We start from the raw sequence: 11,983 nt of genomic DNA on the forward strand, positions 1-11,983 counted from the left end.
GCTGATTGTACTTGCTAAACGAATATTTACAATTATTATTACAATAAAGATAACAAGAAGTGTCTTCACAATGGCTAATACTATTCATAGAGGCGTACCGATTCAGTCGGATAACAAAAATCCAGACGTTTGGCAGGCCAGAATTAAAAATAAAGTCCTCACTGGAAATCTTGCTGCAGTTAAAAAGAGTATTGATTGGTGGTGTGATACCGCTCAATTCATTGATCCAAAAGAGTTTACGTCTCTAGCTGCCAAGCGTGTTGAGGCTGGCACCGAGGAGAACTATAACGGGTTCACTCTGAAAAATGATACAGGCGAGCCAAACGCTTGGTATTGTTTTCACAACGGTCGTCTTTTGAAAGGTGGCAAACTCGCCATCCAAAAACATATCGATGCCCATCTAGCAGCCGCTGCTCGTAAAGGCTAAAATAGCCTAACTTATTGCAATAGAGAACGACTATGAGCCTCGTATATTCCACAGATGTTGGCCGAATCAAACAAGAAGAACCAAAACAAGAAAGAGCTAAAGGCGACGGCATCGTCCGTATTCAACGTCAAACTAAAGGTCGTAAAGGCAAAGGTGTTTGTATTGTCACTGGATTAGACTTAGATGACGCACCTCTAAAGCTACTAGCAGCTGAACTTAAAAAAGTATGCGGCTGTGGTGGTTCAGTCAAAGGTGGTGACATTGAGATCCAAGGTGATAACCGCGATAAAATTAAAGCGCACCTAGAGAAAAAAGGTCATACAGTAAAATTGGCCGGCGGCTAATTTGATGCCATTCATGTAAAGCGAAGCTACAAGCTTCGCTTTTTTATTGGTTAATAGTCAGAACTTAATCTTTGATTAAAGTAATGATTATTAGCTATTTTATGGTAAATCTGATTATGGTTAAATTACCGAGAAATGTGGTGTAGGGGTCATGAACAGTTGTGGATTTCACGCTGACGCACATCTTATTTAACATAACGTATATAATGCGCACCAAGATTGTAAGATCTATATAGTAATGTCACTTTCTACCAAAGCAAAAATGTCTCTTTTTAGCTCTTACCAACTAGTCTTTAACTAATGTGAATTGAGCTAAGGATCTGCTAAATATGTTGGTGACTATGAGTGATTCAGAAATTAGTCGTTTTAAAGTAATTCAGGACGTCTGCGATCGACGTATACGTAGAGTTGACGCCGCTGAGATACTCAACCTAAGTGTCCGTCAGGTTCAGCGCCTTATGAACCGGTTACGTGAGTTTGGTGCTGCTGGTTTAGCCCTCCGAGCTCGTGGAAAGCCTAGCAATCATCGTTAACCAAGCGACTATAGAGAGACGATTTTAAAGCTCGTTCGCGATAACTACGAAGATTTTTCACCGACACTTGCTCGAGAAAAATTAATAGAGTTACACAACCAATCAATATCTAATGAGACGCTACGCAGTTGGATGATTGCAGATGGTTTGTGGACTCCATACGCCCGCCGCAAGCCTAGTGTCTATCTCTTGAGTTTCAACTTAGGATACATCTGCACACGAGATTAAAACCTAATCTCCCTCATTTCCATAATCTCTGCAAAATAATGGTTGGCCTTATTTTTTATTTAGTTCTCTTGTGGTGTGACATTGTAACCTAAAGGTGTTTTTATCACGCAATACTCTGATTACCTTTTACAGCAATTTTCGACAAGTTAACTCTAATATACCCAGATAATTCTTGGTTAACCATCTGGTATAGTCCAAAACTCCCAAGCCAACTAGTATGTATAACGAGAGTAAGTCTTTACTTACTACCTGACGACCCCAGTCCTTTAAGTACTCCAAATTCTTTTTAAGCCATTGATTAACTTAGTATAAGGCTTGTTATGCGGCATTAAACTCTGTCCTGAGATGTGATTGTTTCGAAATTGGCTCACTATGTCACTTCTATCCCGTGTAACAAGTTTGGGCGGCTAATAGATGTAAAGATAGAACACAAAAAAAGGGAGCTAATGCTCCCTCTTCCGTTATTCCGGTTGTTCGTTGTCTTTGGCTTTTTGCCTGATTTGCTCGGCAACTATTTTGATAGCTTCTGCTGTGCTAATGCCTTGAGCCATCAGTTCTTGTATTTGTTCGACGGCTTGTTGCTGTTCTGCGTGGGTAAGTGATAGGTCTTGAAACATTTCGGCCTCCAGAGAATGGAGGCCGAGAATAGCGAAAAAGTTAGTAATTGCCAAGGAAGTTTAGATAGATTCCCATGGATTTGGAGTTAGTGTAGCTTGCACCTATATCCATAGTGATAATACCCAGAGGCGTTAGGCCGATACCTGCTGTCATTGTGCCTTCGTTATCTTCGTGAGCAAGGTTGTATCGGTACCCTGCCCTAAATTGAATTTGGCGCATCAGATCTAATTCAAGGCCAGCACGTAACATCTGTTCATTATCGTTCACGCCTACAAATTTTTCTCGCTCCACAAGATCATAATCGATGCTGAAGGCATAGTAGTCGCCAACAAGACCTGCACCAACGGTATAATTAGGCTGAAGTTTGTACGTGTACGATACGTCTCCGCCCATTGCTGCTGATGTGGCGCTGTTTGTTTCGATGTCCCTTCCAAAAATGTTCATTGCAGAAACACCGACTCGCCACGGTCCGTAGAACCAGACCGCACCTGCATCCATATTAAATGCCGTTTCACCAGTTGCTGAATTGAAGATATCAAAACTGAAATCACTCATCTTTTGGATAGTATTTAGTGAGTAAACTCGTTGGATTTTTGGTGTGATACCAAAGGAGGTGTGTTGACCAAACAAGGTGTAGTACTTGGCCATAGTTAATCCAAGCTCCGTGACGCCTACAGATAGAATGCCTAACTCAGCATTATTAACTTTATCTTCGCTTGAACCCGTTGTCTGGATGATTGGGGTAGCAAAAGACTCAGTGTACGCTTTACCGTAAACGTTCATCGACAGAAAGCTATTTGGGATCGCAAAAGCTGCTGCGATGCCGATATCGAAACTGAGCTGACCATTATTTAGCTTTTCTAGTAGAGCATCAGCTTCAGCTGGATCAGTGATCGTAGTATCAGCAAGCGATGTGATGGTATCTAGCATGTCGCCTTGATCTTCGTAAGCAAGTCCGACCGCTGGAATTATCATGCCCGAGTTGTCGTTACGACGATAAAGAGCTGCGAGTGCTGGGTTATAGAAAGGAGCTGAAAGAAAGTCCCCAGAGACTACGCCAGTACCACCCATCGCATCACCACGACCGTCGACTGAATAGTTTGCTGCATTAGCTCCAGTAGCAGATAGAGCTAATGCGATTGAAGTTGTTAAGCCTATTTTTTTCATAACAATGCCGCTAGATAGTTCCTTTCATCTTTTATCGGCAATCATTATCAAATCTTTAGTAAATTTAATCTACCGATATATCGTAGGTTTTGCTAATAACCTGCTGATCTTCGATGGAAATTACGCCTTGCCAACGTTTGTGAGTGATAGAAACGGCCAAAACATAACGGTCGGGTTCTACATCTCTTAATGGGATATGGCTTGGGTATTCACTTTCGTAATCCTTTTCCCAAATCTTACGGTACTCGTCGTTGACGTAATCAAACACAGAGATATTCATCACAGGTAGTGGACAGTGATAATTGAGTAATCCTACCTTTTCTACTTTCCATGAGTCTTTAGTTTGCCAGCGCAGGACTTCTTTTGCTTGAGGTTCAGCAATGACAATCCAACTAGACCACGGCTCGCCCTTGCTGGGTGACACTGTAACTCTGTACAGACCACTAGCAAGTCGGGAGCTCAGATTATAACGTTTATTATAGCGCTTATGGCCTTCTTTAGAGGTGCCAACCAGGCTAAAGTCTGAATCTGATGAGATTTTAGTTTTTGTCCAGCGGCGAAAGCGAATGTCTTTGATCTCACGATCAGACAGTACATCGACTATCATACTGGTAGATTGCCTGCCAGGGCTTTGGATTACTTGGCGTCTGATGATCAACTCGTTAATCCAACCTGCTAGCCCACTTTCACTAAATGAGCGTCCGCAGTCTTTCTCCAACCCTTTTACTAGCAATGAATCTAAATGCTCGGCAACATAAGGTTCCGGCGATTTCTGCCACAACTCTATTAGCCCTGAAAATGCCGAAGGCAGATCATTTTCTAATAACTTTTGATGGGTATAGGTCAGTGGACTGGTCTGGTCGAACCAAACTAAATCAGGTGCTGTGCCTACACTTACAGGCTCGGTTGAGCCTGTATCGTCTGAGAATGCTACGTTGGAGAAGAGTCCAAGCGACAAAAGAAATAAAACTCTCAAGGTTAGCCTTTCATTTTGTAACCGACACCACGTAATGTTTCAATTTCAATACCTGGCAGTTTTTGGCGTAACTGCAGAACATGGGTGTCGACAGTACGTGTTGTTGGGAAGTGGTTGTAGCCCCACACATGGTCTAATAGTTCATCACGAGTAAAAACGCGACCAATATTTGTGGCGAGGAACAACAGTAAATCAAATTCAGTACGAGTCAGCGTGATTGCCTCTTCATTGAACGTCACGTCACGTGTTTGAGTATCGATCACTAAGTCCTTCACTACGACGCGGTGAGCTTCATCCCCTTCACTGTCAGGTGTTCTTAGTTGTGCGCGAATTCGGGCAAACAGCTCAGCTTCGGCAAATGGCTTAGTAAGATAATCATTTGCACCTGCATCCAAACCTGACACTTTATCTTTGATGGATACTAGTGCAGTAAGCAAAATTACTGGAACCTTTTTGATTTGTTTCCAGTCTGCAAGGTGATCGACTGTATCACCATCTGGCAATTGACGGTCAAGTACAACTAAGTCGACTTTTTCCCACAATGGTGCAACTTCTGCGATTGTTTCCGCATGCAGAACATCATACCCCGCTTGCTCAAGGCTTACTAAAAGTCCATCCGCAAGGTTTTTGTCATCTTCAACAAGCAGTAGAGTCTGTTTCACAAGGTATCTCCAATATAAATGTTGTCGGCGGGCCTTCCAATGAGAGCTTACCTCCCATTCTTTCGACCATTGATTCCACAATAGTCAACCCTAATCCTAAGCCAGCTTTACTAACAAACGGCTTTCTTAATTCTTTCCAATTCTTTTTGCTTAGCTCGCCCTGGTCTCTTACTTCAAAGCGAAGGCTATTCGCTGATGTGGTAATAGAGACTTCAACAGGAGCAACACCGTATTTGACCGCATTGTTAACCAAATTATCCAGACAGGTTCCTAACCAATAGATATTAATTTTGGCAGCAGTGTCTTTGTTTATTGATATTGCGACAGGTACGGCTTTGTCTTCAAAACGGTATTCAAGCCATTCATGTACTGATGGTAACCATTCAGTGGCCAGTTGATTGTTATCGGATTGCAAATAATCTTTACTTGCTTCAGCTAATTGACGCAATCTACGAGAATCTTCACACAATCGACGGAATTCGTCATAAACTGACTCAGGTAAATGCTCAAATTCACGTCTAAACCCTTCTACCGTTAAGGAAAGACTCGCAATGGGGGTGCGCAGTTCATGCGTCAATATTTGCAGCACCAGCATACGACTCTTGAGTTCTTGTCTTTTGTCATTCCATCGCGAAGTCGCCCAAGCGGCAATGATAACCACGTTAAACAGAACCAAAGCGATCATGATATTCAGGAGCAGATCAGAATGATCTTCTTGCTCCCAACAAATATTGCCACTTTTTACATAACAAACTGATGCCAAGGATTTATGGGTTGCTTTGAGTGAGGCTTCACTAAGCAAAGGTTGCCATACGTCAGGTGCAAATATTAGATACTTCTCACCCTGCCTTAGCCATAAATTATCTTGTTGGATAAACATGTCTGCACCAGAGATCAATGCACTAATCGCACTGTAATCCATCGCTTGAATACGTCCGAGTAGACTCTCTGGATCTGCTTCAGGTCGCTCTTTAATGTGCATGTAGTCTTTGAGTTCATCATAGAGTACTGGGTATTTGCGCGCATATCGGGCTGCATACGTACCGCCACCAGGATGAATTAGCCCAGAGCGTGCAAACCACTTAAGGGGCAATTTGGTGTTTTTACAAATCGCTCTGGTAAAGACTAAAGGCTCGGTAATCAATGGGCTAAGGGGGAGCTTACCAGTACAACTGTTGGCAAGACTGTAAAGCCTTTGAATATCCTTTAACGGGTAATCTTCAGTTTGAGGGAGCATTGATTGCGGCGTTAAAAGTTTGGTCGGAAAATCCGTTTGAATGACGCGCATATCATAAGACGCTAGTGCAGGTGCACTATCAAATTTTTCTCGAAAAGTTTCGATTCGGTCAGGAAGGCTTGCACTGTGTGCAACTGAAGAGTTGAACAGCAACGCAGTAAATAATGTTAGATAACGAATCAAAATTGGGTCTATCTCAGTTCTTTTATAATAAGCCTTTGTAAATATAACACCTTTGTACTAGTTGCGCCAAATAAGAAAAGGGAGGCTATTGCCTCCCTTTGATATCGCATCTATCCGTTTAGATACTTGAAGAAATGTTTAAGCAACTCTCTTTCGCATCACCGAACAGCATGGTGGTATTTTCTTTAAAGAACAATGGGTTCTGAACACCTGCATAACCAGTGTTCATCGAACGCTTAAATACAACCACATTCTTCGCATTCCAAACTTCCAGTACAGGCATACCTGCGATTGGACTGTTTGGATCTTCTTGCGCTGCTGGGTTTACGGTGTCGTTTGCACCGATAACTAGAACGGTATCTGTCTCATCGAAATCATCATTGATTTCGTCCATTTCAAGAACGATATCGTACGGTACTTTCGCTTCTGCAAGCAGAACGTTCATGTGGCCAGGCAGACGCCCCGCTACTGGGTGAATACCGAATCGAACATCAACGCCTTGAGCACGAAGTTTTTCAGTGATCTCAAATACAGGGTACTGAGCTTGCGCAACTGCCATGCCATATCCTGGAGTGATGATTACAGATTTAGAGTTTTTGAGCATCTCTGCAACTTCTTCCGCTGTTGTTTCAGTGTGTTCACCTTGATCAACATCTTCCGAGCTTACTGATACTTCTTGACCGAAGCCACCTGCAATAACGCTAATGAACGAACGGTTCATTGCTTTACACATGATGTAAGAAAGGATCGCACCCGATGAACCAACTAGCGCACCAGTCACGATTAGAAGGTCATTTGCAAGCATGAAGCCCGCTGCTGCTGCTGCCCAACCCGAGTATGAGTTCAGCATTGATACGACTACTGGCATATCCGCACCACCGATCGATGCAACCAAGTGGTAGCCAAATGCGAACGCAATCAGAGTCATCACGATAAGCGCAAATGTGCTGCCGTCGTTACCAACAAAGTAGTTCATCAGTAGTGCTGATACTACGATTGCTGCAAGGTTCCACTTGTGCTTGTGTGGAATATTTAGCGGTGACGAAGAAATCACACCACGTAGTTTACCAAACGCAACGATTGAACCTGTGAAGGTTACAGCACCAATGAATACGCCAAGGAACACTTCCACTAAGTGAATTACGTGTTCAGCATGGATATCAGCTGGGTTTAGTGAGACAGGTGCCGGAGGAGCTAGGTAGCTGTTGTAACCAACAAGTACCGCCGCCATACCTACGAAACTGTGCAAAATTGCGACCAGCTCTGGCATCTCGGTCATTTCTACTTTCTTTGCGTAGAAAATACCAATTGCTCCACCAACAACCATTGCAACAATAATCCAACCGAAACCTTGAGCATCAGGGCTGAAAATAGTAGCAACCAACGCAATCGCCATACCAGCGATGCCGTAATAGTTACCCGAGCGAGCTGATTCTTGCTTAGAAAGACCAGCCAGACTCATGATGAAAAGAACCGCAGCAACAATGTAAGCTGCTTGTACTAATCCTGCAGACATTTGTTACTCCTTAATCTTTACGGAACATTTCGAGCATACGTTTGGTTACCGTAAAGCCACCAAAGATATTAATACTCGCAATCAAAACAGCGATAAACGATAGGAAGGTAACCACACCATTCCCTTGACCAATTTGTAGTAGCGCACCCACGACGATAATGCCTGAAATAGCGTTAGTTACTGACATTAGAGGGGTATGGAGAGCGTGTGTTACATTCCAAACTACGTAGTAACCCACCACACATGCCAATACAAATACAGTGAAGTGTGCAAGGAATGCAGCTGGAGCTACTGAAGCTACCCAACCAAATGCACCAACTGCTGCAGCTAGACCAACGATCTTCTTCACAGGAGATACTGGTTCTTCAACTTTCTCTTCTTTTGGTGCAGGAGCCGCTTGTGGTTTAGCCTCTGGCTGTGCCGAAACCTGAATTGGCGGCGCAGGCCAAGTAACTTCACCTTCTTTAACGACAGTCACACCGCGAAGTACTACGTCTTCGAAGTCGATATCGATGTTGCCATCTTTTTCTTTACATAGAAGCTTTAGAAGGTTAACCAGGTTAGTGCCGTAAAGTTGAGAAGACTGAGTTGGTAGGCGACCAACCATATCGGTGTAACCGATCACCTTAACGCCATTTTCAGTAGTAATTACTTTATCAGCGACGGTGTACTCACAGTTACCACCATTAGCCGCAGCAAGGTCAACAATTACACTGCCCGCTTTCATGCTGTCGACCATCTCTTTGGTGATCAAGCGTGGTGCAGGACGACCCGGGATAAGAGCCGTGGTAACGATGATATCAACATCTTTCGCTTGAGCTGCGTACAACTCTTCCGCTTTCTTGTTGAATGCATCTGACATTTCTTTTGCATAGCCATCACCAGCGCCAGTGTCTTCTTGGAAATCGACTTCCAAGAATTCTGCACCCATGGATTGAACTTGCTCTTTTACTTCTGGACGTACGTCAAATGCACGAACAATCGCACCTAGACTGCCCGCTGCGCCGATCGCAGCAAGGCCAGCAACGCCAGCACCAGCAACAAGAACTTTTGCAGGCGGAACTTTACCCGCAGCAGTGATTTGCCCTGTAAAGAAACGGCCGAACTCGTGAGCTGCTTCAACAACAGCACGGTAACCTGCGATGTTAGCCATTGAACTCAACGCATCTAGTGCCTGAGCACGAGAGATGCGAGGAACAGAATCCATCGCCATTACATTAATGTTCTTACTTGATAGCGCTTCCATTAATTCTGGGTTTTGTGCCGGCCAGATAAAGCTGACTAGGCTAGCCCCCTCTTTAATTTTGGCTACTTCGTTGTCATCACCTTCAAAAGTTGGCGCATTAACCTTCAAAATCAGGTCTGCGTTCCAGACTTCTGTTGCATCAACGATAGTGGCACCAGCGGCTTCAAAAGAAGCATCATCAAAACTGGCTAACGCACCTGCGTTACTTTCTACTGAGACCTCAAATCCCAGCTTTAATAGCTGCTCGACCGTTTTAGGCGTCGCAGCAACTCGTGATTCACCTACGAGTATTTCTCTAGGCACACCAATTTGCATTGTCTTTCCCTACTATTGGCAAATGAATTGTCTTTGTTTTAACTAAGCAAGACATGGACTTCAAGCTTTTTGTAATAAAAATACAAAATTTCATTACATATAACTGAATGCTACAGGCAATCTTCCCTTGATTCGCGTAAGAAAACAACGCCAAACTACGCTAAACAGAGGTCCAACCAGCTCTATTTTGGGCGTTTATCGGCTACTCTTGCGCCAATCGCTGTTTTTTGCAACAGAATACAAAAAGAGCCAGCAGAAAAAAGTCTGCTGGCTCATAAAAAGTTACAATTAGTGCAATTGAATATAACAGTTACTTCAAACTAATTAGTTAAAGATGCCCTCACCCATCTGGTCGATGAATAGTTGAGCCTTTTTCAACATGAACTCATTTGCATCTTGTTCAGATGGCAGTAAGTCAGAACGAATAAACTTATGCTCTTTAACCTCACCCTCAGGGTACGCTTTAGTGATTCGACCACAGATTCGATACTGGCCGCCTTCAGATTGCGCTTCTTGATAGATATTAAAGCCTTTGTACTCAACAGGCTCTACTGATTTTGGTGCCGCATCTTTTTTGCTGCCACCGAACAGTTTTGAAAACAAACCCACAATCACCCTCCATTGTTGGATTGACTACGTTTCAGTAATGGTTCTTCGTACCACTCTAACTCGTTGTCTTCAAAGCGTCTAGGTTTGCTATAGATTACGGGGAGTTCGTCTGAGCGCGCTTCACGCCTGTCATTATCGAGCATGGTTTCTGCACCATCGAGAGCCGCATCAACTTGTTTATTAATAGCTACAAACTTCTCTTCAGGTAAGGATGATAGGAAATCTATGTCGTGTCTGATGTAGATGGGCCTTAACTGATTAAGCGTAATACAGGCGAGATCTGCCAGTTGATCCGATGAGTACTTATCGGTGTAGTATTCTAGTGCCAAGCGATGGCCGACTAAAGTTTCCATGTAATTGTGAACATCAACACTGATCTGCATATATTTCATCCCTCAAGTCGAAGCAGGTTTTATTGCATTTATACCCTATGCAATCGCATTTACCTATCCATAGCTAGTGCTATTGAACGGATTTGCATCAGTTGTGCATTAAGTCACACACTTTTTCTTAATAAGTTTAGCAAAGTACTTGGAAAATAGCGGAATAAAAGTATCCTTATGTTTCTCCTAGTGTGCGCAATTCAAACGTGATGTTTCGGTTGCTACCCCTTGTAAGCCGAGTGTAGCAAACCTTATGAACACGTTTTCATCAAAACTACTCTGATATGCCCAAAATATCGAATTACTCTAATTTGTTTCGCTTTTTAGCCCCTATCCTCATGGCCTTGGGGAGCATTACGAGTATCGATTTGCTCAGCAATATCGCTGAGGATAACTTAAGCTTCGTTATTCACCTTCCGTACTTACTTTTTGGTGTGGCGTTGCTACTATGCCAAAGCTTTAGTCAAGGTCGCATGGGGATGTTAGCTGTCGCAATGACGCTAGCTTACTATTTTGTACAAACACGTCTTCAAGTGCCATTATCGGTAGGAACGACTCGCTTAGAGTTCAGTATCTTGGCATTCTTGTTACCCGTTGCCTGTGTCATCGTCTATGCATTTCCAAATAAACGATTTTTTTCAACGTCAGGGTATATCTATTCCGCATTAATGGTGGGATTTGCGTTGTGGGGCTATTTAACCATTACCCACTTCACGATGATGGATGACCATGCACTCTGGGATGGGTTACTGTTTACCATCGAAGAATTTTCTCGACTACCTTTCTTAGCTGTTCTATACAGCATCATTTTTGTCGGTATAAGTGCCATTATGGTACTTACACGAAATGAAGCTATCGACAGCAGCGTTTACTCGAGCCTGCTATTTTCAACACTTACATTTTGCTTCTTCCATCTAGCCTTCATATCTTCGATATTCTTTACTTGTGCTGGTATCTTGCTGATTTATAACATCATATCAACCAGTCACAAGTTAGCATTTATCGATCAATTGACGGAGATCCCTAGCCGTCGAGCGCTAGAAAATGAAATGGCGCATCTAGGTAAACATTTCGCTATTGCAATGCTTGATGTCGACCATTTTAAGAAATTTAATGACACTCATGGTCACGATACTGGTGACCACGTATTAAGGCTGGTTGCGAAGAAAATGCGCGCTACACGGGGTAATGCAAAAGTATACCGTTACGGTGGTGAAGAGTTCACAGTCTTGTTTAAAGGTAAAGATTCTGAAGACACTTTAGAGTTTTTGGAGGAACTTAGAGAAAGCATCGCTGAATATGACATGGTGGTGAGGAACAAGAGCCAACGCCCTAAAGATGATAAAGTCGGCTCTGCAAATCGTTCTTCCGGTTCTCGCGACAAAACTGTCAAAGTGACCATCAGCATTGGCGTAGCAGACACTAGCCATAGTCGCTCCCCATACAAAGTTCTTAAAGTGGCCGATGAAGCTCTATATAAGGCGAAAAAGAAAGGGCGTAATTGCGTCGTTGCTATCTAGTTGACAATAAAAAAGCCAC

The 11,983-nt window shown here is 43.2% G+C and carries 13 protein-coding genes; 4 read left to right on the forward strand and 9 right to left on the reverse strand.

Translation table 11 applies throughout. From position 1 onward, the window contains the following. The first annotated feature begins 70 nt into the window (after window positions 1-70). The 3 genes from J4N39_RS18830 to J4N39_RS18840 all read left to right on the forward strand — a co-directional run bounded on the left by J4N39_RS18830 (window position 71) and on the right by J4N39_RS18840 (window position 1,304). Complete coding sequence (locus J4N39_RS18830) at window positions 71-427, forward strand: DUF3319 domain-containing protein (protein WP_252026803.1); 357 nt, start codon at window positions 71-73, stop codon at window positions 425-427. A 32-nt stretch (window positions 428-459) separates the two neighbouring features. Further along, a complete protein-coding gene (gene yciH / locus J4N39_RS18835; protein WP_252026805.1) occupies window positions 460-771 on the forward strand; it encodes a stress response translation initiation inhibitor YciH in 312 nt (103 codons plus the stop codon). Window positions 772-1,112: 341 nt separating this feature from the next. Continuing rightward, window positions 1,113-1,304 (forward strand): helix-turn-helix domain-containing protein, encoded by a 192-nt coding sequence (locus tag J4N39_RS18840; protein WP_252026840.1) that lies wholly within the window; start codon window positions 1,113-1,115, stop codon window positions 1,302-1,304. Window positions 1,305-1,993: 689 nt separating this feature from the next. On the opposite strand, the gene J4N39_RS18845 is transcribed toward J4N39_RS18840, so the two are convergent. The 9 genes from J4N39_RS18845 to J4N39_RS18885 all read right to left on the reverse strand — a co-directional run bounded on the left by J4N39_RS18845 (window position 1,994) and on the right by J4N39_RS18885 (window position 10,444). Continuing rightward, the gene (locus J4N39_RS18845; RefSeq protein ID WP_252026807.1) at window positions 1,994-2,149 is read right to left on the reverse strand and encodes a YoaH family protein; all 156 of its coding nucleotides are present in this window, start codon (window positions 2,147-2,149) and stop codon (window positions 1,994-1,996) included. A gap of 40 nt (window positions 2,150-2,189) precedes the next feature. After that, a complete protein-coding gene (locus J4N39_RS18850) occupies window positions 2,190-3,317 on the reverse strand; it encodes a conjugal transfer protein TraF (RefSeq protein ID WP_252026809.1) in 1,128 nt (375 codons plus the stop codon). A 64-nt stretch (window positions 3,318-3,381) separates the two neighbouring features. Beyond that, window positions 3,382-4,293 carry a DUF2861 family protein gene (locus tag J4N39_RS18855; protein WP_252026811.1) on the reverse strand — a complete coding sequence of 304 codons (912 nt, stop codon included), beginning with the start codon at window positions 4,291-4,293 and terminating at the stop codon, window positions 3,382-3,384. A gap of 2 nt (window positions 4,294-4,295) precedes the next feature. Continuing rightward, entirely contained in the window at window positions 4,296-4,955 is a 660-nt protein-coding gene (gene vxrB / locus J4N39_RS18860; protein WP_252026813.1) for a response regulator transcription factor VxrB, read from the reverse strand. Beyond that, a complete protein-coding gene (gene vxrA, locus J4N39_RS18865) occupies window positions 4,930-6,378 on the reverse strand; it encodes a sensor histidine kinase VxrA (RefSeq protein ID WP_252026842.1) in 1,449 nt (482 codons plus the stop codon). The genes vxrB and vxrA overlap by 26 nt, the downstream gene beginning before the upstream one ends. 115 nt (window positions 6,379-6,493) lie before the next feature. Beyond that, a complete protein-coding gene (gene pntB / locus J4N39_RS18870; RefSeq protein WP_252026815.1) occupies window positions 6,494-7,891 on the reverse strand; it encodes a Re/Si-specific NAD(P)(+) transhydrogenase subunit beta in 1,398 nt (465 codons plus the stop codon). Between the two features lie 10 nt (window positions 7,892-7,901). Beyond that, window positions 7,902-9,452: a Re/Si-specific NAD(P)(+) transhydrogenase subunit alpha gene (gene pntA, locus J4N39_RS18875; RefSeq protein WP_252026817.1), complete on the reverse strand. Its 1,551-nt coding sequence runs from the start codon at window positions 9,450-9,452 to the stop codon at window positions 7,902-7,904. Between the two features lie 324 nt (window positions 9,453-9,776). Next, window positions 9,777-10,061 (reverse strand): HlyU family transcriptional regulator, encoded by a 285-nt coding sequence (locus J4N39_RS18880; RefSeq protein ID WP_252026820.1) that lies wholly within the window; start codon window positions 10,059-10,061, stop codon window positions 9,777-9,779. Window positions 10,062-10,063: 2 nt separating this feature from the next. After that, window positions 10,064-10,444: a late competence development ComFB family protein gene (locus tag J4N39_RS18885; protein WP_252026822.1), complete on the reverse strand. Its 381-nt coding sequence runs from the start codon at window positions 10,442-10,444 to the stop codon at window positions 10,064-10,066. Between the two features lie 368 nt (window positions 10,445-10,812). On the opposite strand from J4N39_RS18885, the gene J4N39_RS18890 reads away from it, so the two are divergent. After that, complete coding sequence (locus J4N39_RS18890) at window positions 10,813-11,964, forward strand: GGDEF domain-containing protein (RefSeq protein WP_252026824.1); 1,152 nt, start codon at window positions 10,813-10,815, stop codon at window positions 11,962-11,964. Window positions 11,965-11,983 lie beyond the last annotated feature (19 nt).

It is taken from the genome of Vibrio sp. SCSIO 43136, assembly GCF_023716565.1.
Taxonomy (GTDB): Bacteria; Pseudomonadota; Gammaproteobacteria; order Enterobacterales; family Vibrionaceae; genus Vibrio.